Source organism: Pseudomonas sp. B6002, from assembly GCF_013385985.1.
In the GTDB taxonomy this organism is placed as follows: domain Bacteria; phylum Pseudomonadota; class Gammaproteobacteria; order Pseudomonadales; family Pseudomonadaceae; genus Aquipseudomonas.
Genome location: NZ_JACAOY010000028.1, coordinates 13,909 through 36,237, shown reverse-complemented (window position 1 = coordinate 36,237; position 22,329 = coordinate 13,909). Strand labels below are relative to the sequence as shown.

At 62.9% G+C, this 22,329-nt stretch carries 22 protein-coding genes; 9 read left to right on the top strand and 13 right to left on the bottom strand.

The features are described from left to right. Positions 1-185: 185 nt before the first annotated feature. Positions 186-1,130, top strand: a complete 945-nt coding sequence (locus HX792_RS27395; protein ID WP_176999011.1) for an aliphatic sulfonate ABC transporter substrate-binding protein — start codon at positions 186-188, stop codon at positions 1,128-1,130. A gap of 115 nt (positions 1,131-1,245) precedes the next feature. Here the strand turns inward: HX792_RS27395 and HX792_RS27390 are convergent, their stop codons facing one another. From HX792_RS27390 to HX792_RS27380, 3 genes are read right to left on the bottom strand one after another with little or no spacing between them, the layout of a single operon-like run. Further along, a complete protein-coding gene (locus tag HX792_RS27390; protein WP_176999010.1) occupies positions 1,246-2,721 on the bottom strand; it encodes an FGGY family carbohydrate kinase in 1,476 nt (491 codons plus the stop codon). A gap of 4 nt (positions 2,722-2,725) precedes the next feature. Beyond that, positions 2,726-3,658 carry a transketolase family protein gene (locus HX792_RS27385; protein WP_176999009.1) on the bottom strand — a complete coding sequence of 311 codons (933 nt, stop codon included), beginning with the start codon at positions 3,656-3,658 and terminating at the stop codon, positions 2,726-2,728. Then, a complete protein-coding gene (locus HX792_RS27380; RefSeq protein WP_176999008.1) occupies positions 3,648-4,484 on the bottom strand; it encodes a transketolase in 837 nt (278 codons plus the stop codon). Before HX792_RS27380 ends, HX792_RS27385 begins: the two co-directional genes overlap by 11 nt. Before the next feature lie 361 nt (positions 4,485-4,845). Here HX792_RS27380 and HX792_RS27375 point away from each other — a divergent pair, with 361 nt between their 5' ends. The 7 genes from HX792_RS27375 (at position 4,846) to tal (ending at position 12,051) form a co-directional block, all read left to right on the top strand. Continuing rightward, positions 4,846-5,853, top strand: coding sequence for an ABC transporter permease (locus HX792_RS27375; protein ID WP_176999007.1), 1,008 nt, complete (start codon positions 4,846-4,848; stop codon positions 5,851-5,853). 50 nt (positions 5,854-5,903) lie between these two features. Next, positions 5,904-6,836 carry a sugar ABC transporter substrate-binding protein gene (locus HX792_RS27370; RefSeq protein WP_176999006.1) on the top strand — a complete coding sequence of 311 codons (933 nt, stop codon included), beginning with the start codon at positions 5,904-5,906 and terminating at the stop codon, positions 6,834-6,836. A 15-nt stretch (positions 6,837-6,851) separates the two neighbouring features. Beyond that, positions 6,852-8,360: a sugar ABC transporter ATP-binding protein gene (locus HX792_RS27365; protein WP_176999005.1), complete on the top strand. Its 1,509-nt coding sequence runs from the start codon at positions 6,852-6,854 to the stop codon at positions 8,358-8,360. 155 nt (positions 8,361-8,515) lie between these two features. Further along, positions 8,516-9,280 (top strand): SDR family oxidoreductase, encoded by a 765-nt coding sequence (locus HX792_RS27360; protein ID WP_176999004.1) that lies wholly within the window; start codon positions 8,516-8,518, stop codon positions 9,278-9,280. 23 nt (positions 9,281-9,303) lie between these two features. Continuing rightward, positions 9,304-10,104, top strand: a complete 801-nt coding sequence (locus HX792_RS27355) for an SDR family oxidoreductase (RefSeq protein ID WP_176999003.1) — start codon at positions 9,304-9,306, stop codon at positions 10,102-10,104. Positions 10,105-10,149: 45 nt separating this feature from the next. Continuing rightward, positions 10,150-11,103, top strand: coding sequence for a sugar-binding transcriptional regulator (locus HX792_RS27350; RefSeq protein ID WP_176999002.1), 954 nt, complete (start codon positions 10,150-10,152; stop codon positions 11,101-11,103). A 24-nt stretch (positions 11,104-11,127) separates the two neighbouring features. Further along, positions 11,128-12,051, top strand: coding sequence for a transaldolase (tal, locus tag HX792_RS27345; RefSeq protein WP_176999001.1), 924 nt, complete (start codon positions 11,128-11,130; stop codon positions 12,049-12,051). Positions 12,052-12,102: 51 nt separating this feature from the next. Here tal and aqpZ read toward each other — a convergent pair whose 3' ends face one another. Then, positions 12,103-12,807: an aquaporin Z gene (aqpZ, locus tag HX792_RS27340; protein WP_176999000.1), complete on the bottom strand. Its 705-nt coding sequence runs from the start codon at positions 12,805-12,807 to the stop codon at positions 12,103-12,105. Between the two features lie 212 nt (positions 12,808-13,019). Between aqpZ and HX792_RS27335 the strand changes: the two genes are divergently transcribed. Continuing rightward, positions 13,020-13,430, top strand: coding sequence for a hypothetical protein (locus HX792_RS27335; protein ID WP_176998999.1), 411 nt, complete (start codon positions 13,020-13,022; stop codon positions 13,428-13,430). 46 nt (positions 13,431-13,476) lie between these two features. Here HX792_RS27335 and HX792_RS27330 read toward each other — a convergent pair whose 3' ends face one another. The 9 genes from HX792_RS27330 to HX792_RS27290 all read right to left on the bottom strand — a co-directional run bounded on the left by HX792_RS27330 (position 13,477) and on the right by HX792_RS27290 (position 22,147). Next, the gene (locus HX792_RS27330) at positions 13,477-13,836 is read right to left on the bottom strand and encodes a lysozyme inhibitor LprI family protein (protein WP_176998998.1); all 360 of its coding nucleotides are present in this window, start codon (positions 13,834-13,836) and stop codon (positions 13,477-13,479) included. Between the two features lie 11 nt (positions 13,837-13,847). Continuing rightward, entirely contained in the window at positions 13,848-15,032 is a 1,185-nt protein-coding gene (locus HX792_RS27325) for a sugar transporter (protein ID WP_176998997.1), read from the bottom strand. A gap of 124 nt (positions 15,033-15,156) precedes the next feature. Next, positions 15,157-15,516: a type 1 fimbrial protein gene (locus HX792_RS27320; protein ID WP_176998996.1), complete on the bottom strand. Its 360-nt coding sequence runs from the start codon at positions 15,514-15,516 to the stop codon at positions 15,157-15,159. Between the two features lie 55 nt (positions 15,517-15,571). Continuing rightward, positions 15,572-15,856 (bottom strand): hypothetical protein, encoded by a 285-nt coding sequence (locus HX792_RS27315; protein ID WP_176998995.1) that lies wholly within the window; start codon positions 15,854-15,856, stop codon positions 15,572-15,574. Next, complete coding sequence (locus tag HX792_RS27310) at positions 15,853-17,064, bottom strand: EAL domain-containing protein (protein ID WP_176998994.1); 1,212 nt, start codon at positions 17,062-17,064, stop codon at positions 15,853-15,855. The genes HX792_RS27315 and HX792_RS27310 overlap by 4 nt, the downstream gene beginning before the upstream one ends. A 9-nt stretch (positions 17,065-17,073) precedes the next feature. Next, the gene (locus tag HX792_RS27305) at positions 17,074-18,192 is read right to left on the bottom strand and encodes a fimbrial protein (protein WP_176998993.1); all 1,119 of its coding nucleotides are present in this window, start codon (positions 18,190-18,192) and stop codon (positions 17,074-17,076) included. Positions 18,193-18,204: 12 nt separating this feature from the next. Then, positions 18,205-20,775, bottom strand: coding sequence for a fimbria/pilus outer membrane usher protein (locus tag HX792_RS27300; protein WP_176998992.1), 2,571 nt, complete (start codon positions 20,773-20,775; stop codon positions 18,205-18,207). Positions 20,776-20,801: 26 nt separating this feature from the next. After that, a complete protein-coding gene (locus HX792_RS27295; RefSeq protein WP_256349916.1) occupies positions 20,802-21,539 on the bottom strand; it encodes a fimbria/pilus periplasmic chaperone in 738 nt (245 codons plus the stop codon). A 62-nt stretch (positions 21,540-21,601) separates the two neighbouring features. After that, positions 21,602-22,147: a fimbrial protein gene (locus tag HX792_RS27290; protein ID WP_176998991.1), complete on the bottom strand. Its 546-nt coding sequence runs from the start codon at positions 22,145-22,147 to the stop codon at positions 21,602-21,604. Between the last annotated feature and the right edge of the window lie 182 nt (positions 22,148-22,329).

The following is a 22,329-nucleotide window of genomic DNA, read 5'->3' as shown; positions in this document are numbered from 1 at the left end:
GCGGCGTAATAAGCCCCACCGCCTATATTCCCGGGAAACCTGCGGTGTTCGTGGCGGCTCTGGCGCGGGGCGAGCCCGCTCACTACAAGATGAGAAAGTGCTTTAAGCTCAGATCGAAAGAGTATTTATCGATTGGTTTTTAGAACTTTATGCTTGGCGCCATTCCATTGAAGATCGAGCGCGCCATGTCTATTCGTCGTCCCCTCGCCGTTGTCATCGGGCTTCTGGCTTTTTCCGTGGCGGTCAGCGCCGAGGCCCAGGAGACCGTGCGTATCGGTTACCAGAAATCATCCACCCTGATTACCCTGCTCAAGACCCAGGGCACCCTGGAAAAGGCCCTCAAGGCCGACAACATCGACGTGTCCTGGCACGAGTTCCCCAGCGGCCTGCCGCTGCTGGAGGCACTCAACGTTGGCAACGTCGACATCAGCGCAGACGTGGCTGACACCGTGCCGATCTTCGCCCAGGCGGCCCAGGCCAAACTCACCTATTTCGCCCAGGAAGCGCCCTCGCCGTCGGCCCAGGCCATCGTGGTGCGCAAGGACTCGCCGATCCAGCAACTGGCCGACCTCAAAGGCAAGAAAGTCGCCGTGACCAAAGCCGCCGGCACCCACTACCTGTTGATCGCGGCGCTGGCCAAAGCCGGCCTGGCGTTTTCGGATATCGAACCGGCCTACCTGACACCGGCCGATGGCCGCGCCGCATTCGAGAACAATAAGGTCGATGCCTGGGTCACCTGGGAACCCTTCCTCACAGGCGTGCAGCGCCAACTGCCCACCCGCACCCTCGCGGACGGCGCGGGTCTGGCCAGCTACAAGCGCTATTACCTGACGGGCACGCCCTACGCCAAGGCCCACCCTGAGGTCCTGAAGGTGGTGTACGAACAATTGGAAAAAGCCGGCCAATGGGTGAAAACCCACCCGCAAGACGCGGCCAAGGTGCTGGGCCCGCTGTGGGGCAACCTGGATGTGGCCACCGTTGAAGCGGCCAACGCGCACCGCAGCTATCAGGTGCAACCGGTGACGCTCGATCAGTTGGGCGAACAGCAGAAGATTGCCGATGCGTTCTTCAAGGCGGGATTGCTGCCCAAGGCTGTGGATGCCAAGGACGTGCAGACCTGGAAGCCATGAACATCTCCAGCCAGCAACCCGATCACCTGTAGGAGCCGGCTTGCCGGCGATTGCGGTAGGTCAGGCTGGCCGCTATCGCCGGCAACCCGGCGCCTACAGGGTTGATGTTTGGGGGTTAGAGAAGGGTGCGGGCCAGAGCCTTTTTCCATTCGGCGTAACGCCCTGCCATCGCCGGATCCGCCTGCGGCTCGAAGCGCTCACGCTGACGCTCCAACTGGCTTAGCGCTTCGTCACTCGCCCAAATCCCCAACGCCCTACCTGCCAGGTGCGCCGCGCCCAATGCCGAGACTTCCGGCGACAGGCTGCGCACCACCGGGCGTTGCAGCAGGTTGGCGAGGAACTGCATCAGCCAGCGATTGCGCGTCGCGCCGCCGTCGACCCACAGCTCTTTCAACGGGCTGCCGATGTCCTGCTGCATCGCCTCAAACACATCACGAATCTGATAGCCGATGGACTCCAGCGAGGCGCGCAAAATATGCGCGCCCGAAGTGGCCTCGCTCAGGCCACAGATCAAGCCACGGGCGTCGGCTTGCCAGTGCGGTGCCCCCAACCCGGACAGCGCCGGCACAAAGTACACGCCGCCGTTATCCGGCAATTGCGCGGCCTGTTCGGTCAACGCGTCCAGCGACTCACCGGCCACCAGCCGCGAGGCCCACTGCACGGCGGCGCCGGTATGCACGATGTTGCCTTCCATGCCGAACGTCGCCGCGCGGCCGTCATGCCAGGCCAAGGTGGTGGAAAGCCCATGGGTAGATGCAATCGGCCCGCCCATCGGTGTCATCAACGACGAGCCCGTGCCGAGGGTGGCCTTGACCAACCCGGGGGCGAAACCACCCTGCCCGTACAGCGCCGCATGGGAGTCGCCAATCATCGACATCACCGGGATACCCGCAGGCAAGCCGCCCAGCGCGACGGTTTCGGCGAAGAACCCCGCACTCGGCCGGATCGGCGCCAACGCCGCAGCAGGAATCGCGAACAGCGCCAACAGCTCCGGGTCCCAGGTGCCGGTGTGCAGGTTGAACAGTTGCGTGCGCGCGGCGTTGGAATAGTCGGTGGCAAACACCTGACCCCCGCTGAGCTTCCACAACAACCAACTGTCGACGGTGCCCAGGCAGATTTCACCGGCCGCCGCACGTGCATGCCCATTGTCCAGGTGGTCGAGGATCCAGCGAAATTTACCGGCCGAAAACATCGGATCGAGGGCCAGCCCGGTCTTTTCCAGGACCAGTGCTTCATGCCCCTGCTCATGCAACTGTGCGCACAACGCCGTGGAGCGCCGGCATTGCCAGCTGATGCACGGCGACAATGGCTCACCGCTGCGCCGGTCCCAGGCCACCACCGACTCGCGCTGGTTGCTGATGGCCAATGCGGTGATCGGCCGATCCACCTGGGCCAGGCATTCTTCAATCGCAGCCAGGGTGTGCAGCCAGATCAACAACGGGTCCTGCTCGGAAAACCCGGGCTGGGGGTGATTGATGCTCAAGGGCCGCGAACCCCGGGCAATCACCTGCCCGAGTTCGTTGACCAGCACCGCCTTGGCGTTACTGGTGCCTTCATCTATCGCCAGGATCAGCGGAGTGTGGTTTGTCATGGGTTCACCGCAACCGAGTGGCAGCCGCCACAATCCCAGCCGCGTCGATGTTATGCAAGGCGCGCGTCGGTTCGCGGGCGCCGGCCGCGGCGTATTCACCGTCGGCGATACCCAGGCGGACCAGCGCTATGCCCAGCCCGGCTTCAGCCAGCACTTCGGCGACCAGGCTGCCAACGCCGCCATTGATGTTGTGTTCTTCGACGGTAATCACTGCGCGCGTGGTGCTCAGTGCACTGAGCAAGGCGTCACGCTGCAACGGGCGGATCGACGACAGGTTGACCACCTGCGCCTGGATGCCCTGCTCGGCCAGCAAGGCCGCCGCATCCACCGCCTCGTGCACCACGGAGCCCAACGCAACGATGCTCACGTCCGCCCCCTGGCGCAGGATGTCCACTTGGCCGGGCACAAATTGATAGTCGGCGCCATGCACCTCGGGCAAGGCTTTACCGTCGAGCCGCACATACACCGGGCCTTTATAGCGCAGTGCGTAATCGATGATCTGCCGGCACTCCAGCGCATCGGCCGGGGCGAAGATCTGCACATTGCCAAACCCGCGCATCACCGAAATATCGTCAAGGCTGTGGTGGGTGCTGGCCAACGGGCCATAACTGGCGCCCGCGTTCAGGCCGAACATCTTGACGTTGGCCTGGTTGTAGCAGACGTCCACCTTGATCTGTTCGTTGGCGCGAGAAATCAGGAACGGCGCGGCATTGCAGGTGGCCGCGATCTTGCCGCCCAACGCCAGCCCGGCCGCCACGCTGACCAGGGACTGCTCGGCAATGCCGACGTTGATCAACCGCTCGGGGAAACGCTGGGCAAACGGGCCGATCTTGGCTGTGGAGGTGGAGTCACTGACCACCGGCACCACGTCCAGGCCGGCATCGACTGCCGCGATAAACGCCTCCACCATGACGCTCGCCAAGTGTTCACTCGCCATGATTCAACTCCTCCAGTGCTGCGTTGATTTCGTCACCCTTGGGCACGCGGTGGTGCCATTCGGGACGCGCTTCGATAAACGACACGCCCTTGCCCTTGATGGTGTGGGCGATCAGCACCTGGGGTGAGCCGGTGTGGGCTTGCATGGTTTCGAGGGTCTCGATCAATTGGCCGACGTCATTGCCGTCGCACTCGCTGACGGTGAAACCGAAGGCCGCCCATTTCACGTCCAGCGGGTCCAGCGGCATGATCTCGGCGGTCAACCCGGCCAGTTGCAGTTTGTTCTTGTCGACGATCACAAACAGGTTATCCAGCCCGTACTTGGCCGCCGCCATCGCCGCTTCCCAATTGGAGCCTTCAGCCAGTTCGCCATCGCCGGTCAGCACGTAGATGCGCTTTTTACTGCCCGACAGCTTCGCCGCCAACGCCAGCCCTACCGCCACGGGCAAGCCGTGGCCAAGGGCGCCGGTGTTGAGTTCGATGCCCGGGGTTTTCTGCCGCACCGGGTGGCCGGGCAAGTGGGAATTGAAGTGCTGGTAGGTCGGCAACCAGTCGGTGGGGATGTAGCCGGCCTGCGCCAGGCAGCAGTACAAACCGCCCACGCCATGGCCTTTGCTCTGGATGTAGATATCGCGCTCGGGGTCTTCGGTGCGCTCGGGGCCGGTGTTGAGGATGCGAAAATACAGGGTGGCGAGGATGTCGGTTTCCGACAGGTCCGCCCCGGTGTGACCGCCTGCCGGGGAGTCGGCATTCAAGCGGATCACGTGGCGCCGGATCAAACGGGCCTGTTCTTTGATCTGGTGGGCGTCGTACTGGAAGGCATTCATGCAGCGGCTCCTTTGAGGCTGACCACGCGGGGTGAAAGCGTCCACGGCTGTTTTGAATATTTATTCAGCAGTGACAATATATTTCTATTTAGACGCCGATCCCGCAGCAGGTCAAGTGAGCGAACGGCGGAAAAATGAAATAAAACCCGGAAATGCCCCTCGGACAGACGGCTAAAATCCCACGCGCGCTTATCTATCCCGTGGCTTTGCGCCCGGCAAAAACGGCGGTCTAGAGGCATGCATGAAAAATTAAGCGCTTGACTTTGCCACGGTGTCACTGGAATCTGAATTAACAGTCAGGCACGCATAAATATTCACGCTACCTGAATGAACTCCAAAAAAAATAAGTCAGGAGAACAATGTGGACGCCAAAGCCTCTGTCCATCACCCGGCCGATCTCAAGCCGACCCGCCGTCCCCGGCTGGTGAAACTGCTCCCCAGCAATATCGGTGGCCCGCTGATCGGCCTTGTGCTGCTGGTGCTGGTCTTCTCCTTCAGTTCCGAATTCTTCTTCTCGTTGCGCAATGGCCTGAACATCCTCGATCAGGTCACCGTGCTGGGCATCCTGGCGATTGGCATGACGGCGGTGATCGTGATCGGCGGCATCGATCTGTCGGTCGGCTCGGTGCTGGCGTTCTCGATGATGATGCTGGGCTGGTTGTACCAGGACCAGGCCATGCCCCTGGGCTTTGCAATTCCGATCTCGATCGCCAGCGGCATGCTCGCCGGGCTGGTCTCCGGTGGGCTGATTACCTATGCCAAGCTGCCGCCGTTCATTGCCACGCTGACCATGATGTCGGTCGCCCGAGGCCTGGCGAATATCCTCACCGAAGGCCGGCAGATCGTCGGCTACCCGGACTGGTTCACCAGCCTGGCCACGGTGCGGCATTTCGGCTTCCTCTCGGCCACCGTCGGACTGTTCTTGGTGATGCTGGTGGTGGCCTGGGTGTTCCTGCGCTTTCGTGCCGGTGGCCGCAACCTCTATGCCATGGGCGGCAGCCCCGAAGTGGCGCGCCTGTCCGGCATCAAGGTGCGTGCGATCACCCTGTGGGTCTATGCCATCAGCGGTGCCCTGGCCGGTATCGCCGCCGTCACCCTCGCCGCCCGCCTCGATTCGTCCCAACCCAGCGCCGGCCTGAGCCTGGAACTGGACGCCATCGCCGCCGTGGTGATTGGCGGTGCCAGCCTCAGCGGTGGCGTGGGCAGCATCGGCGGCACGCTGGTCGGCGTGCTGATCATTGGCGTGTTGCGCAATGGCCTGAACCTGCTCGGCGTCTCGCCCTTCATTCAACAAGTGGTGATCGGCGTGGTCATCGCCCTCGCCGTGACCATCGACACCCTGCGACGCCGCTCCAGCACCGCCCGATAAACCTGTTCGACAGTTGACACCCTCCAACAATAAAACCAGGAGTCACCGACATGTTCAGCCCCAAGAAACTGCTTATCGCCACCGCACTCGCGGCCGCCACCCTCACCGCAGCCGGCACCACCTGGGCCAAGGACCTGACCATCGGCCTGGCCGTGGCCAACCTGCAGGCCGACTTCTTCAACCAGATCAAGCAATCGGTGGAAGCCGAGGGCAAGGCCAAGGGGATCAAGGTGATCACCGTGGACGCCCAGGGCAACTCGTCCACCCAGGTCAGCCAGATTGAAGACCTGATCACTCGCCAGATCGACGTGCTGATCTACATCCCGGCCGGCGCCACCGCAGCCGGTGTGCCCGTAAAAGCCGCCAAGGCCGCCGGCATCCCGGTGATTGCCGTGGACCGCAACGCGCCCGATGCGCCGGGTGACACCTTTATCGCCAGCGACAGCGTGGCCGGGGCCAAGACCCTTGCCGAATACGTGGGCAAGATCACCGACGGCAAAGGCCGCATCGCCATCCTGCAAGGCCAGTTGGGCACCACGCCTGAAATAGACCGGGCCAAAGGCTTCGAAGAAGGCTTGAAAGCCTTCCCGGACCTCAAGGTGGTCGCCCAGCAACCGGCCGAATGGGCCCAGGACAAAGGCTTCGCCGTGGCCCAGGACCTGCTCCAGCGTGACCCGAACATCAGCGTATTCTTCGGCCGCGCCGATGCCATGGCCCTCGGCGCCGCCCAGGCGGTGAAGGTCGGCAACCTCGATCACAAAGTCGTGGTGGTGGGTTTCGACGGCGACGTCGCCGGGCTCAAGGCCGTGGAAAGTGGCGTGCTGAACGCAACCATGACCCAGCAGACCCAGAAAATGGGGCGCCTGGCCGTGGCGTCGGCCATCGACCTCAAGGCCGGTAAAGCCGTGCCCAAGGAACAACTGCTGCCGACCGTGCTGACCACCAAAGAAAACGTCGCGCCGTTCCTGCAACAGCACCCGTAAACCTCGGAGGTCGTCATGAGAGCAGCCGCTCTGGATACCACCGCTGAGGCGGTGCTGTGCCTGCGCAATATCAGCAAGGCCTATGGGCCGGTGCAGGTGCTGTCCCAGGTCAACGTGGACATTCGCCCCGGCGAAGTGCTGGCCTTGCTCGGCGAGAACGGCGCGGGCAAGTCGACCTTGTCGTCGATCATCGCGGGGCTGGTGCAACCCGAAGCCGGGGGCAGCATGACCTGGCTTGGCCAGCCCTACGCCCCTGGCTCGCCGGGGGCTGCGCTGGGCGCCGGTATCGGCCTGATCCACCAGGAAATCCGCCTGCTGCCGCAATTGTCGATCGCCGAGAACATCTTCGTCGGCCGCCTGCCCATGCGTCACGGGCGGGTCGACCGTGACTACATCGAAGCCCAGGCGCAGATCCAGTTGGAGCGCCTGGGGCTCAAGGTGCCAGCGTCGCGCAAGGTCGAAGGCCTGAGCGTGGCCGCCCAGCAGCTGGTGGAAATCGCCAAGGCGCTGACCCTCAAGGCGCGGCTGCTGATCCTCGACGAACCCACGGCCGCCCTGGGCGGTGAAGAAACCGAGCTGTTGTTCCAGCAGGTGGAGCGGCTCAAGGCTGAAGGCGTGTCGTTCGTCTATATCAGCCATCGCCTGGAAGAAATCGCGCGCATCGCCGACCGCGTGCTGGTGCTGCGTGACGGTCGCCAGATCGCCCTGCACGCCACTGCCCAAGTGCCGGTGCGCGAGCTGGTGGAACAAATGGTCGGGCGCAGCCTGGAGCGGATTTTCCCGACGTTGCAGGCGCCCAAGGAACAGGTGATGCTGCAGGTCAAGGACCTAAGCTGCCGTGAGTTTGCGCTGCACGGCATCGATTTCAGCGTGCGCGCCGGCGAAGTGTTTGGCATTGCCGGTGTGGTCGGCGCCGGGCGGACCGAGCTGGTGCGCACCATTGCCGGCGCGGCCCAGGACATTAAAGGCCACATGGTGTTGGATGGTGAGATTCGCCAGTTGCGCTCGCCCTTCGAGGCAATCCAGGCCGGTGTGGTGCTGGTGCCCGAAGACCGCAAGCAGCAAGGCGTGGTGGTGGAACATCGCATCGAAGACAACCTGATCTATGGCAACACCGACCTGCTGGACAAAAGCGGTTGGGTGCTGCCTGCCCCGCTGCGCGAGTTCGCGCGAACGGCGGTGGCAAGGCTGGGCGTGAAAGGTGCGCCGCAGTCGCGGATTTCCAGTTTGTCGGGCGGCAACCAGCAGAAGGTGATCATTGCCAAGTGGCTGGCGCGCAACCCCAAAGTATTCATTCTGGATGAGCCCACACGCGGTATCGACGTGGGTGCACGGGCGGCAATCTATGAAGTGATCGCAGACCTGGCAGCCAAGGGCATGGCGGTGATTGTGGTGAGTTCGGACCTGGACGAAGTGCTCGGTCTGTCCCACCGGGTGATGGTGATGAGCCGGGGCCGGCAGATGGGGATATTGGAGCGCGGCGAGGCCACACCGGTTTCGGTGATGGAAATGGCCACGGCCTAGTGCCCTACCCTCGCAAACAATGAAGATCCAATGTGGGAGCTGGCTTGCCTGCGATAGCGGAGGGTCAGCCAATGCAAATGTGACTGAGCTACCGCCATCGCAGGCAAGCCAGCTCCCACAGGGGTTCGGTGTTATTTCAAATAATGGAGTCGTTCATGCAACTTTTTAGTCTTCACGGCCAGGTAGCCTTCGTGACCGGCGCCGGCAGCGGGATTGGCCAGGCCATCGCGGTCGGGCTGGCCGAGGCTGGGGCCGATGTGGCTTGTTTTGACCTGCCGGGCAGCCCCGGCATCGCCAGCACCGTGGAACGCATCCAGGCCTTGGGCCGTCGCGCCCTGGCCCTGAGCGGCACCGTCACCGAACGTGCTGCCCTCGACGCGGCGGTGGCGCGCACCGAAGCCGAACTCGGCGAACTCAGCGTGGCCGTCAACTGCGCCGGCATCGCCAATGCCCAGGCCGCCGAAGACCTGGAGCTGCAACGCTGGCAAACCACCCTGGACATCAACCTCACCGGCATTTTCCTCAGTTGCCAGGCCCAGGCTGCCGTAATGCTGCCCCGAGGTAAAGGCGCTATCGTCAACATCGCGTCCATGTCCGGCAGCATCGTCAACCGTGGCTTGCTGCAAGCCCACTACAACACGTCCAAGGCCGGGGTGATCCACCTGAGCAAAAGCCTGGCGATGGAATGGGCCGACAAGGGCCTGCGGGTCAATTGCATCAGCCCCGGCTACACCGCCACGCCGATGAACTCGCGCCCGGAAGTGGCCGACCAGGTGAAGATCTTTGAACAGACCACGCCTATGGGCCGCATGGCCAGCGTGGAAGAAATGGTCGGCCCGGCGATTTTCCTGGTCAGCCAGGCTTCGTCGTTCTGCACCGGCGTCGACCTGTTGGTCGATGGTGGTTTTGTCTGCTGGTAAACCTTTTTTTGGAGCCATTTGTCATGTCGCAACGCTTCAGCGGTAAAACTGTAGTCATCACCGGCGCTTGCCGTGGCATCGGCGCCGGCATTGCCGAACGCTTCGCCCAGGAAGGCGCCAACCTGGTGCTGGCCTCCAACGACCTGGAGCGCGTGACCTTCACCGCCGACCAGTTGGCCCAGGAATACAAGGTCGCCACCCTCGCCCTGGGCATCGACGTCACAGACGAAGAGGATATCGAAAAGCTCTACCGCGAAGGCCACGCGCGCTTTGGCAGCATCGACGTGTCGGTGCAGAACGCCGGCATCATCACCATTGATCACTACGACAAAATGCCCCGTGCCGACTTCGACAAGGTGCTGCACGTCAACACCACCGGCGTCTGGCTGGGCTGCCGGGAAGCAGCCAAGTACATGGTCAAGCAAGGCAGCGGGCGCTTGATCAACACCTCGTCCGGCCAGGGCCGCCAGGGGTTTATCTATACCCCGCACTACGCGGCGAGCAAGATGGGCGTCATCGGCATCACCCAAAGCCTGGCGCTGGAACTGGCGCGCCACAACATCACGGTCAACGCGTTTTGCCCCGGCATCATCGAAAGCGAAATGTGGGACTACAACGACCGCGTGTGGGGCGAGATCCTCAGCAACGATGAAAAACGCTACGGCAAGGGCGAACTGATGGCCGAATGGGTCAAGAACATCCCCCTGCGCCGCGCCGGCAAACCCTCGGATGTGGCGGGTCTGGTGGCGTTTCTGGCCTCCGACGATGCGGCCTACCTGACCGGCCAGGCGATCAATATCGATGGCGGCCTGATCATGTCGTAAGGGTTTGGTATCCTCACCGACATTGATTCATTTATTGAGGCTTTCATGAGCCAGATCGAAGAACAGCGCCTGATCACCAAGATCGCCAGCCTCTATTACGAAGAAGGGCTGAAGCAGTCCGAGATTTCCGAGCAACTGGACCTGTCCCAGTCCTTTATCAGCCGCGCCCTGCGCCGGGCGCTGCAGGAAGGCGTGGTGAAGATCAGCGTGATGCGCCTGCAAGGCCTGCACCTGGAACTGGAAACCCAGTTGCAACGCCGCTACGGCGTGCGCCGGGTGATCGTGGTGGAAGCCACCGAACCCGGCAACGATGAAAGCATCAAGCAGGCCATCGGTTCGGCGGCGGCGCATTACCTGGAAACCAGCCTGTCGCCCCAGGACCATATCGGCATTTCGTCGTGGAGCAGCACCATCCGCGCCATGGTCGGCCATTTGCACGCGCAACCGGGCAAGCAAGGCGCCCAGGAAGTGGTGCAATTGCTCGGCGGCGTGGGCCACAAAGGCGCCTTCGAAGCCACCCTGCTCACCCAGCGCCTGGCCACCTTGCTCAACTGCCCGGCATTCCTGCTGCCGTCCCAGAGCATCGAGCAATCGGTGGAAAGCAAGCAGCGCATCGTGCAGATGGAAGAGGTCAAGGAAGTACTGCAGCGCTTTGACAGCATCACCCTGGCGATCGTCGGCATTGGCGACCTGGAACCCTCGCAACTGCTGCGCAACAGCGGCAACTACTACACCGAAGACATGCTGCGCCTGCTCGCCGAACGCGGCGCCGTGGGCGATATCTGCCTGCGTTACTTCGACGCCCAGGGCAAACCGGTACTGGAAGAAGACGAAGAATTCGTGGTGTCGGTGGCGTTGCCCAAACTGCGCTCGATCCAACGTGTGTTTGGCCTGGCGGGCGGGCTGAACAAGGTCCAGGCGATTCGCGGCGCCCTCAAGGGCGGCTACCTCGACATCCTGATCACCGACCTCGACACCGCCCAGGCCCTGAACCACTAACCCCTTTTCTGGAGACTGCCGCCCATGACGTCCAAGCTCGAACAACTCAAACAATTCACCACCGTGGTCTGCGACACCGGCGACCTGGAAGCCATCAGCCGCCTGCGCCCGGTGGACGCCACCACCAACCCGTCGCTGCTGCTCAAGGCCGCGGCCATCCCGGAATACGCTGAACTGCTGCGCAGCGCCGTCGCCCACTCCAAGGGCAATGTAGACCTGGCCTGCGATCACTTCGCGGTGTCGGTGGGGGCTGGCATCCTCAAGGTGATCCCGGGGCGTATCTCCACCGAAGTGGATGCACGCCTGTCCTTCGATGAAGACGCGCTGTGGGCCAAGGCCAACCAGTTGATCGCCCTGTACGACCAGGCCGGTATCGGCCGTGACCGTGTGCTGATCAAGCTGGCCTCCACCTGGGAAGGCATCCGCACCGCCGAGCGCCTGGAAAAAGCCGGTATCCAGACCAACCTCACCCTGCTCTTCTCCTTCGCCCAGGCCGTGGCCTGCGCCGACGCAGGGGTGTTCCTGATCTCGCCATTCGTGGGCCGCATCTACGACTGGTACCGCAAGAACACCGGCCTGGACTACACCGGCGCCGAAGACCCGGGCGTGCAGTCGGTGACGCGCATCTACAACTACTACAAGGCCAACAACATCCCGACCGTGGTCATGGGTGCCAGTTTCCGCACCCTCAGCCAGATCGAAGAACTGGCGGGGTGTGATCGTCTGACCATCAGCCCGGACCTGCTGCAAAAACTCGCCGAAGACAACGGCACGCTGGCACGCAAACTGGTGCCGGGTGCCACGGGCGAAGCGCGCCAGCAACTGACCGAAGCGCAGTTCCGTTGGGCGTCGAATGAAGATGCGATGGCCACCGAAAAGCTCGCCGAAGGCATTCGCCAATTCGCGCGAGACCAGGAAAAACTCGAGGCCGTACTGGCTGCGCTGTAACGCAGGTTTTATGCAGGAGCGCACAAGCACGCTCCTGCAAAAGCCGCCGCATTACTGCGGGCTGCGTTCGTCCAATGCACGCGCCGCCAACGCGCCCAGCACCCCGCCGACAATCGGTGCCAGCCAGAACAACCACAGTTGCGCAATGTACTCACCGCCGGCAAACAACGCCGGGCCGGTGCTGCGTGCAGGGTTGACCGAGGTATTGGTCACCGGGATCAGGATCAAGTGAATCAGGGTCAAGGCCAGGCCGATGGCAATCGGCGCGAAGGCGGCGGCCGGGCCCGGCGCGGTGACGCGCATGATGATCAGCACAAAGAAGAACGTGGCAATCACTTCAGCCACCAGCGCGGCCTTCATGTCGAACAGGCCTGGGCTCAACGCGCCGTAGCCGTTGGCCGCAAAGCCGCCCATTTCGAAACCTGGCTGGCCGTTGGCAATCACATACAGGGCCGCAGCCGCGGCAATCGCGCCGATGACTTGCGCCACGATATACGGCAACACCTTCGCACCACACACACGCTGCCCCACCCACAGGCCGACGGTCACCGCCGGGTTGAAATGCCCGCCGGAAATTCCTCCCACCGCATAGGCCATGGTCAACACGGTCAGACCAAATGCCAGGGCCACACCGGCAAAACCAATGCCCAACCCAGGGAATGCCGCCGCCAGAATGGCACTGCCACAGCCGCCGAACGTCAGCCAGAAAGTGCCCAGAAACTCTACAGTCAAACGCTTTTGCACACGCGACTCCATTGCTACTCAGGTGCCATCACACGGGATGTGTGCGGTCCTGGGCGACGGTAGCAATGCGCAACAAGATACTCCGTGAGACTTGTCTGGTTTTTACGGGGTCTTCTTTACCAGTCTTCGGTCAATGCATGAAACCTGTGGATCGCCAGATAGTGGCCTGTAGCCACTTTTCGAGATAGCATTGCCTCTTTAGGTCTTACAAGGAAGAAAGGCATATGCCGCATAAGTTGGAGTTCTCTGATTGGCATCCCTGGACAAACCGCAACGAACTGCCCGGGAAACAATTACCCGGCGTTTATTACATTGCTCGCAGCGAAAGCAAACCTGACTCACACACCGGGCATGAGTTAACTATCTACATCGGTGAGACCACCGGGCAGACGCTTGCCAAACGACTGCAGCAGTTCAATGTGTCTGCGTTCAACGAACGGCCAGGTCACTCAGGCGGCAACACCTTCAGACAGACCCTGAGGGAGACCACGCCGGTCGAACACCTGTGGGTGTCCGCCTGCCCGGTTGACATTGGAAGCCCTCAAACGAAGGCCTATATCAAGCACTTGGAACGCAAGCTGCTTTGGGAATACGTTCAAACCTGGAAACGTTATCCAGTGTGCAATCGCTCCTGATTGCCGAAACCGATTGAGGCGTCACGCCGCAGAAATCAGAGCGCTATCAAAACGGCCCCTTCGTCATCACCCGCTCATCAATAAACCGCCGCAACATGCCAATGCGCTGCGTGTAAGCGTTGCTCAGACAGCTCACCTGCGAACCAAAGGCTTGACGCTGTTTGAGCCATTCGGCCTGCCCGTCCATCAACGAGCCGCGCCCGCCCATGGCCATGAAGTGCTTGTTCAGGTCGTAGAGCAACGCCATCGTCACATCCTGGTCATTCAGGCTGACGGTCTTGCAGATGGTGATTTCGTCAGGCGCCTTGGCCTTGGTGCAATCGAAACTGGCGGCGAAGCTCGAAGGGCTGAGCAACAGTGCCGACACGCTGGCAAGCAGCGCAAGCACCAAAGGTTTGATCGTCATAAGGTCTCTCCTCACTGACGGGGTACACCCGTCCCGAACTTGCGAATCGCCAGGCAATACCCAATCAACGCCACTGCCGCAAGCAACCCACCCGCCGCGCCGATCCAGGCGAAGCCGAACTGGCTGCCAACCCAACTGCCCATCAGGGCGCCGCCGCCGATGCCGATGTTGTAGATGCCGGAGAACATCGCCATGGCCACGTCCGTGGCATCCGGCGCCAGCACCAGCACCTTCGATTGCATGGCCAGGCCGAAGCCCATGATTGCCATGCCCCAGAACACGCTGAGTGCCACCAGGTACGACTCGGCCCCGCTCAGGGGCAGCAGCAGCGCCAGGCAGGCGGCCAGGATGGAGACCGCGCCGACCACGAACAGGTGCGGGTTAAAGCGGTGTACCAGGCTGAACAGCAGCGAGCCGATGATGCCCGCGCCGCCGAAGACCAGCAGGATCAGGGTCACGGCGCCGCCACTCATGCCGGCAACGCCTTCAACGAAGGGTTCGATGTAGCTGTAGGCGGTGAACTGCGCGGTCACGGTCATGGCGGTGAGCACGTAAAGCGCCACCAGCGCCGGGCGCTTGAACAGCAATGGCAAACTGCGCAGGGAGCCGGAGTTCTGGCTCGGCAGCAACGGCAAGGTGCGCGCCAGCCAGAACACCAGGGCGGCCGCAAAGGCGCCGATCACCAGGAACGTGGTGCGCCAGCCCATGGCTTCGCCCAGCAGGCGGCCCAGGGGAATGCCCAGCACCATCGCCAGGGAGGTGCCGGTGGCCAGCAGACCGAGGGCTTGCACCTGCTTGCCTTCTGGCGCCAGGCGCACCGCCAGCGAGGCGGTGATCGACCAGAACAACGCATGGGACAAGGCAATGCCGACCCGGCTGAGCATCAAAATACCAAAGCTGGTGGCGACGCTGGACAGGACATGACTGGCGATGAACAGGCCGAACAGCACAATCAACAATTTGCGCCGCTCGACGTTGCGGGTCAGCAGCATCACCGGCAGCGAGGTCAGGGACACAATCCAGGCGTAGATGGTGAGCATCAGGCCGACGCTGGCGATGGGCATGTCGAAGCTGGCGCCAATGGCGCTGAGCAGCCCGACGGGGACGAATTCGGTGGTATTGAACACAAACGCGGCCAGCGCGAGGGCGATGACCGGTTGCCAGTTGGCTTGGGGGGTTGCGGCTGAAATGCTCATTGAAGGGCGCGGTACTCTGGCGATGATCAAGCGGCCGCCCAGGACAAGCGCCGCCGCCGAGCATTCTATAGGTTTGCGACCTGGTTGTTGACGCTCATCCCGCTCAAATTAACCTCAAGCGCCCTCAAGGCGAGGTCATAGTGACCACGTAGGCCCCCGATTGAATGGGCTTGCCCCGTGAATCCACCAGCACATACCGCTGGTCGTAATAGCGCCCCTCGCCGCTGTCCGTCACCAGCTTGACGTTGACCGCAGCGTTGCCCAGCGCCTGGACGCTACGGGCAGGCTGCACGTCGAACTGGCTACCGCGAGACGCTTGCGGGCAGTTTTTAAACAGCATCGTGGCCCCGTCCGGTGCGTCTGGGACACAACCAGGCTCGACGATGCTCCCGTGAAACTGAATGACGCCCGAAGAGGCGGCCATGCAGCTTCCCGCCCACACCGCAAGAAAGCCGGTAACCAATGACAAACGCTTGAGGTTCATGCCGACGCTCCTTCTTGTGTAGTTAAGAAGGTAGTCGTCCACGACGGCTCGGACTTTAGGCCGTTTGTCGCTGGGGCACCGCGTAGATCAACGCCTGCCCCACCCGTGGGTGCTCCAGGCAATAGGCCGACAGGTCGAAACGCTCGCTCACGCCCAGGCTGGCGTTCACCAGCACCAGGTCAAAGCCCATACCACCGTAATCGAGCAGCGTGAGCATTTCATCAAGGCTCGACACCGGCGCAATGGCGTAATACCCCTGGCGGTTGAAGTCCTGTTCCAGGCGCAGGCGCTGGTGGTGCTGCGGGTCGGCGATCATGATGCGCAAGGCTTTATTGATCATGGCTGGCTCCAACGGCGCAGTTGCGCGTCGCCTTGCAGCAAGCGCAACAGGTCGGCGCCCTGCATCGGCCGCGCATGCCAGTAGCCCTGACCCTGGGTGCAGCCCAGTTCCAGCAGTTGCTGGTGTTGCTCGGCGGTTTCGATGCCTTCCACCACCACCGACATGTCGAGGGTCTTGCCCAGGGCCAGGGTGCTGCCGATCACCGCGCGGCAGCGTGGCTCATGGGCCAGGCCACGGACGAATTCCGCGTCGAGCTTGATCTCGTTGAACGGCAACTGGCACAGGCGCTGCAACGAGGAGAACCCGGCACCAAAGTCATCGATGGACAGGCGGCACCCCAGCATGCGCAGGCGCACCAGGTTTTCCAGGGACACGGCTGGCACTTCCAGCAGGCCGCTCTCGGTGAGTTCAAAGGTGATGCCTGCGCACGGCGCCTGGTAGGCACTGAGCAGGCCTTTGATGTGGGCGGTCAGGCCGGCATCGGCCAACTGCGCCGCGTGCAGGTTGAACGCCAGGTCCAGGCTCAAACCCTGGCCCTTGGCCTGGCGTTGCAGGGCCAGCCCCTGGCGCATCAGGGCAAACAGCAGTTCGTCCATCAGGCCGGCTTTTTCCATCGCCGGCAAAAACACCGCGGGCGACTGCACCCCCTTGAACGGGTGGTTCCAGCGCGCCAACACTTCCACCCCGAGCACGGCACCGGTCTGCAGGTCGAACTTGGGCTGGTACCAGGCCTCCAGTTGCTGGTCGAGAATGGCCTGGCGTACCTGCGGCTCATCGGCGATGTCCAGCGGCGACTGCACCTCAGGAACCACCGGGCGCTGGCTCAACGCAAGTTCCAGCAACGGCTGCAGGGCTTCGGCCTGCAACGGCTTGCCAATATCCCCGAGCATGTTCACGCCCAGCAGCGCACCCATCTGGCGCACCGCGCGGCGCACATCCCAAGGCAAGCCACTGCTGACGATGATCGCGCCCACCTGCCCGGTGGCACTGATGCGCTGGATAAACTCCAGGCCATCCATGCCATCCATTTGCAAGTCGCACACCACCACATCCACACTGCCGGCGCGGTGCAGCGCCACCAAGGCCTCGTCGCCATTGGCGGCTTCCAGCACTTCGCCACAGCCCAGTTGCTTCAACAAGCTGACGGCCACGGAACGTTGGAACAGGTGGTCCTCTAGTACCAGGACCCGCAGCGGTAGAAATGACATGTAAAAGCCTCAGTAATAGTCAATGGTGAAGGTGGCGGTGGCATTCGCCGGACCGGCCGTGATGCGGTCTTCGGTCTGGATGTAGCGGGCCTTGAGCGGTATGGAATAGCTGGCCCCTTCATCGGCACGCGGTGTGATACCACTGGCACGCAAGGTGGCCAGGGGCAACGGCGTGCCGTGGCTGTCGGCCACCTGCACCCCCACACCGGTAGCAGCCGGGCTGTCGCCGGGCGCGCTGGGGTTGACGTTCAGAATGCCCTGGGTGGGGTTGACCGCCGCCAGCGTCGGGTCGATGCGCACCCGCAGCACGTTGCTCTTGCGTGAATCCAGGTTGCCCACCACGCCGCTGCCGCCATCGCTGACCCAGGTCGGCCCACTGCTCTGGTAGTAGCCGTTGAACGCCGGGCAGTTGTTCAGGGCAATGGAGAAATCCTTCCAGGGCGTGAAGGTGTTGCGCCCGGAAAACTCACTGAGCTGATGGCTGCCCATGGGCACCGCGACGTCCGGCGTGGCGCAGGTGCGCGAGACGATATTGATGCTGCCGGAGAAGTTGAGGCGGATCATGTCCATCGTCATGTCGGTGATCAGGTTGCGACCCGGCGATGGGATATTGCTGCCATTGACGACGCCCGCAGACACAGGCCCGGTCTTGATGAAAAGCACCGTGAACGAGAGCGTCCCCGTGCCCAGCGAAATCACGCAGGTGACGGTCCAACCGGTGCAGTTCATCCAGTTCCAGTCATAGGGCAAGGCATCATTACCATGCGTCACTACGATGCCGATCCCGGGCACGCCACTTTCATAGATTTTCCCGGCATAGGGGCCCGAGGACCAACTGCTCAACGGCATCGGCGTGCGGGTGAAGAAATTGCGTTCAATCGCGTAGGTGCTGATGTCGTTGCACGTGGTTTTGATGACGCTGGCGGGCGCGAACGTCTGGCGATACACCTCAGCCCCCAGGGGCACATCACGACCCACCGTGATGTTCGTCCCCAACAACGGCATGGTGGCTGTCACACCCCGGTTTCCCAACGGATTGTCGTCCGAAAAGCGGCACACGGCGGCGAACGAAACCTGGCTGCCGAACACACTCAACACACACGCCAAAATGGCCAATACAGACTTCATATAACCTCCGAATCAGTTCGACCGCGCGGCACTGAGCCGCGACGTGTCCGTTGGTGAGGCACACACCACATCCAGCTGGCGCAGTTGCTGGCCGTCACTTTTGCCGGCGGGCAGCGGCAACGCACATTGCTGGCCGGCCTGGGTTCCCCAACTGATCAACAAACGCCGCGCATCCTCCTTGACCCGCGCATACAGCTGGCCACCCTGCCCCACCACGCCCACGGACACGCCTCGGTCATCGGTCACGCTGGCACCGAACGGCAGCGCACTGCCATCGGTGAGCGTCACGTTGAGCAACAGTGCTTCACCGGTGCTGGTGCCGTACTTGAGGGCCACCACCGCACCGGCGCGCGGGGCGACTTGCTGGCTGGTTTCGGTGAGTTCCACGTCCAGGGAAGAGCCGATCGGGTCGATCGCCACTTCGTTCAATTCATAGGGGCGCAGGTAAGGCACCACCGCATTGCCTCGGCCATCGAGCTTGAGGCCCGGGAAGCCGACCACCTTGGCGCCCTGGGCACCTGGCGCGCTGATCACGGCCATGGTTTCGCCGCGATACGGGGTAAACGTCACGCCTTCGGGGTGGGCGACCACGCTGCCGCTGGCATTCAGCGACAGGCTGTCGTAGCCCTGCCCACGGCTGACCGTGCCACCGACAATCGCCTTGGGCCCGATGTATTGGCCGTTGACCGAGGTGCTGTTGGCACCGCTGGCACCTTCATGGCCACCGGTGAGGCTGTATTGATACTGACGATCCTCGCCGGCAGTGCCGCTGAGGGTCGCCTGCTCGCTGTAGCTGCCCTGGGTGTCACGCATGACCCGCGCCGACAGTTGCGGCTGGTGGGTGGACTTGCCGAACTCCAAAGGCATGCTCACGGTGAACAACAGGCTGGTGTCCATCTCGCCCAGGCCGACACGGCTGCGGTTGGCGCTGATGCCATAGCTGACCTGGCGCACTTGCTTGCTGTAGCTGAACTGGTATTGCACATCGCGGCCCGGCTGGTTCCAGTAATTCTGGGTGAAGCCGCTGAACGCCACCTGGCCCCACGGGCCGAGGCTCTGGTTGGCGGTGAGGGACACACGGCTGCGCGGGCGTCCGAACAGGCTGGTATCCAGGCCCGTACGCTCGGCATCCAGCAGTTGCATCGCGTTGGTGAAATCCAGGTAGTCCTGGGTGGAGAAGCGCGTGGCCGCCACGGCGAAGTTGCTGCCGGTGCTGAGGATGTTCTTGCTGTAGCTCATGCGCACGCTCTGCCCTTTGGCCTGGCCGCTTTTAAGGTCGGTCTGGGCCTGGGTCACATCCACCGCCATGGCGCCAATCGGCGTGCCGAACGCCAGCCCGCCGAGCAGCGCGCGATAGTCATCGCTGCCCTGTACGCCGCCGTAGCCGGTGAAGATATTGCTCAGTCCCAGTTGGTAGGTGCCTTGCACAAGCTTGGCCTGGCGGTCGAGGTAGTTGCTGCGGGTTTCACCGGCGGTCACGCTGAAGCGCGAGGTGCCCGGGCGCAGCAGTTGGGCGGTGGCGGCGTAAGGCACGACGAAGCGTTGTTCGCTGCCATCGGCCTCGTACACGGTCACGTCCAGGTCGCCTCCGTATCCGGTGGCGTACAGGTCGTCGATCACGAAGGCGCCGGGCGCCACGGTGGTTTCGTAGAGCAGGTTGCCGGCCTGGCGCACCGCCACCCGTGCTCCGGTGCGGGCAATGCCACGGATCACCGGTGCGTAGCCGCGCTGGGACTCGGGCAGCATGCGGTCATCGGTGCCCAGTTGCACGCCGCGATAGGCCAGGGTGTCGAAGATCTCGCCGCTGGTATTGGCCTCGCCCACGGTCAGTTGGCTTTGCAGGCTTGTCACGTCGCGCTGGGCGTAGGTGTTGAGGGTCTGGTAGTCCTGGCCCGAGTCCTTCTGCCAATTGAGCGAGCCGTTGTGGCGCAGGCGCCAGTCGCCGAGGTTCAAGCCGGCATTCAGGCCCAGGTAGGCCGAGTCGTAGGTGCCAAAGTCGGTCTTGTTGTGGTTGGCGTTGAAGGTGTAGCTCAAGGTGCCGGCCGTGACGCCACGGTCCCACAGTTCAGGGCTGACATACCCACGGGCGTCCCGGCGCAAGGCCACCTGCGGAATGCTGATATCCAATTGCTGGTTGTCCGGCGAAAAGGTCGCGATGGCGCCTTCGATCAACTGGCCCAGCTCCAGGCACGTGGCGCCGCTCTCCAGGGCGGCGCTCGCGTGGGCCGACAGCTTGTGCATGTCCACGCCAATCAGCTGCAGCAGGCCGCTGTTGAAGCACACCACGGGGTGGCTGCCATCGGCATCGGCGTTGATACGGATGTCCTGACGGCTGACCAGGCTGCCGTTGACCGCCACATCCGCCCGATAGTTGCCCGGCAGCACCGGGTTGCTCTTCTGGTACGGGGTGAGGTCGAGGCTGCGGGAATCCTCGGGCAGGAAGGCGTCGTTGAACTGCACGTCTTCAGCCCACGCCGACGGTGCCAGGCACCCGACCAGCGCGGTGATGACACCCACTGCGAGCGGGTTGACGGCAAAGCGCGGTTGCGCCTGCGGGCCGTGGCCCAGGCCTGGAATAGTCATGGTCAGTTACTCGTGCGCGATGGAGGTCAGGGCTTGAGCGGTTGTTGCATCGGCATCAGGGCGCCGTAGTCGTTGATGGCGTTGAACTCGACCTGGCCTGCGCCCGGCAAGGCCTTGAGGCCATTGACCGCAAACACGCGGGTCGCACCCGGGTCGACCATGCCGTTCTCACCTTCGAAGCGCTGGTTGCCGGTCGCGAGGGTCAGTTCCACCAGCGACACATGGAACGCGCTCGGGTTGTAGGCCTGCAGCGCATAGCCCTGGCCCTGCGGGATGACCTTCCATTGCAGCCCGGCGGGTGCATCGGTGGCACTGCCCGGCAGGCCATCGGGGCGGTAGAAAATCTTGATCCGCGAGCGAAACGCCATCTGCAGCATATTGAGGTCCACCGGGCCATCGGCCTTGGGCGGGATTTCCAGGATGTTGAGCCAGTACACCGACTCTTTATCGCTGGACAATGGCGCGCCGGTGAACATCAGGCGCAGGCTCTGGCCCTTGCTCGGGTCGATGCGCGACACCGGCGGCGACAGCACGAACGGTGCCTTGGAACTGGTGGGGCTGGCGTTGATATCACCGGTATCCACCCAGGCCTGGACCAGCGCGGGGTGCATCCCGTTGTTGTTCAATTTGACGGTGATTTCCTTCTGGCCCGCGGGGTAGACCAAACGGGTACCGGTGATCACCACACCGGCCATGGCCTGGGAGCAGACCAACGTGGCGAGGGCCACACATGCGCTACGGCGGAGCATTTTCAGGCAGGACATAACACACCTCATCAGCCGCACATCGGCGCGCCGCACAGGCCGCGCGCAGATGTGACTGGGGCTTACTGGTAGTCGACGTTGTACGTGATGGAGCTGACCACGGTGCCGGCGGTGGTGGTCCCGGTGGCGAAGTACTGCACGGCGTACGGCATGTTGGCCGCACCGCTGGCGTCGATGGTGTTGCGGGTGGTGCGGGTGAGCTGGTTGGTGTTACCGGCCTGGATCACCGCGCCGCCTTGGGCGTCAACCAGTTGCAGCTGCACATTGGTGGCGGTGCCGGTCATGTTGTTCAAGTTGCCGGTGACCGGGTCTACGGTGGCGCCCGAGTTGAAGAACGCAGCAGCCGTGGCGGCAGAACCGACGCAGTTGCTCAACTGGATGTTGAAACCGGTACGGCCTTCGGCCTGGCCGGCAGCGGTCAACAGGCTCGTGGAGATGGTTGGCAGGGTCACAGTGGCAACGGCCGGGCTGACAACGCCGTCAACGGCGATGGTGCAGGTCTGGTTGACCAGCTCACCGTTGAAATTGATGGTGCCATCGGCAGCATTGGCGAACTGGGCGCCGGTGGCGCAAACCAGGGCTGCGAGCGAGAGGGCTTTGATCTTCATGGTGCAACTCCAAGGGGAAAGTTTTAATCACTGTCGCCATGCACGGATGAGTTGCCAGGCGCCGGATACGCGCCTGAAATAAACAAAGCATCTGCTGTGTCGACGTGATTTATTTTCCGCCTCGGGATTACCCAGCCCTGTAGTCCCCATCCCTGCAACGCGTAGGAAATTTCCCACACCGC

Excerpts from the sequence above, each read along its gene's own strand:
- HX792_RS27365 (WP_176999005.1), top strand. The coding sequence starts at position 6,852 with ATGAGAGCAGCCGCTCTGGATACCACCGCTGAGGCGGTGCTGTGCCTG.
- HX792_RS27360 (WP_176999004.1), top strand. The coding sequence starts at position 8,516 with ATGCAACTTTTTAGTCTTCACGGCCAGGTAGCCTTCGTGACCGGCGCC.
- HX792_RS27320 (WP_176998996.1), bottom strand. The coding sequence starts at position 15,516 with ATGAACCTCAAGCGTTTGTCATTGGTTACCGGCTTTCTTGCGGTGTGG.
- HX792_RS27330 (WP_176998998.1), bottom strand. The coding sequence starts at position 13,836 with ATGACGATCAAACCTTTGGTGCTTGCGCTGCTTGCCAGCGTGTCGGCA.
- HX792_RS27335 (WP_176998999.1), top strand. The coding sequence starts at position 13,020 with ATGCCGCATAAGTTGGAGTTCTCTGATTGGCATCCCTGGACAAACCGC.
- HX792_RS27380 (WP_176999008.1), bottom strand. The coding sequence starts at position 4,484 with ATGAATGCCTTCCAGTACGACGCCCACCAGATCAAAGAACAGGCCCGT.
- HX792_RS27370 (WP_176999006.1), top strand. The coding sequence starts at position 5,904 with ATGTTCAGCCCCAAGAAACTGCTTATCGCCACCGCACTCGCGGCCGCC.
- HX792_RS27385 (WP_176999009.1), bottom strand. The coding sequence starts at position 3,658 with ATGGCGAGTGAACACTTGGCGAGCGTCATGGTGGAGGCGTTTATCGCG.
- HX792_RS27295 (WP_256349916.1), bottom strand. The coding sequence starts at position 21,539 with ATGTCCTGCCTGAAAATGCTCCGCCGTAGCGCATGTGTGGCCCTCGCC.
- HX792_RS27310 (WP_176998994.1), bottom strand. The coding sequence starts at position 17,064 with ATGTCATTTCTACCGCTGCGGGTCCTGGTACTAGAGGACCACCTGTTC.
- HX792_RS27325 (WP_176998997.1), bottom strand. The coding sequence starts at position 15,032 with ATGAGCATTTCAGCCGCAACCCCCCAAGCCAACTGGCAACCGGTCATC.
- HX792_RS27315 (WP_176998995.1), bottom strand. The coding sequence starts at position 15,856 with ATGATCAATAAAGCCTTGCGCATCATGATCGCCGACCCGCAGCACCAC.
- HX792_RS27390 (WP_176999010.1), bottom strand. The coding sequence starts at position 2,721 with ATGACAAACCACACTCCGCTGATCCTGGCGATAGATGAAGGCACCAGT.
- HX792_RS27305 (WP_176998993.1), bottom strand. The coding sequence starts at position 18,192 with ATGAAGTCTGTATTGGCCATTTTGGCGTGTGTGTTGAGTGTGTTCGGC.
- HX792_RS27350 (WP_176999002.1), top strand. The coding sequence starts at position 10,150 with ATGAGCCAGATCGAAGAACAGCGCCTGATCACCAAGATCGCCAGCCTC.
- HX792_RS27355 (WP_176999003.1), top strand. The coding sequence starts at position 9,304 with ATGTCGCAACGCTTCAGCGGTAAAACTGTAGTCATCACCGGCGCTTGC.
- HX792_RS27300 (WP_176998992.1), bottom strand. The coding sequence starts at position 20,775 with ATGACTATTCCAGGCCTGGGCCACGGCCCGCAGGCGCAACCGCGCTTT.
- tal (WP_176999001.1), top strand. The coding sequence starts at position 11,128 with ATGACGTCCAAGCTCGAACAACTCAAACAATTCACCACCGTGGTCTGC.
- aqpZ (WP_176999000.1), bottom strand. The coding sequence starts at position 12,807 with ATGGAGTCGCGTGTGCAAAAGCGTTTGACTGTAGAGTTTCTGGGCACT.
- HX792_RS27395 (WP_176999011.1), top strand. The coding sequence starts at position 186 with ATGTCTATTCGTCGTCCCCTCGCCGTTGTCATCGGGCTTCTGGCTTTT.
- HX792_RS27290 (WP_176998991.1), bottom strand. The coding sequence starts at position 22,147 with ATGAAGATCAAAGCCCTCTCGCTCGCAGCCCTGGTTTGCGCCACCGGC.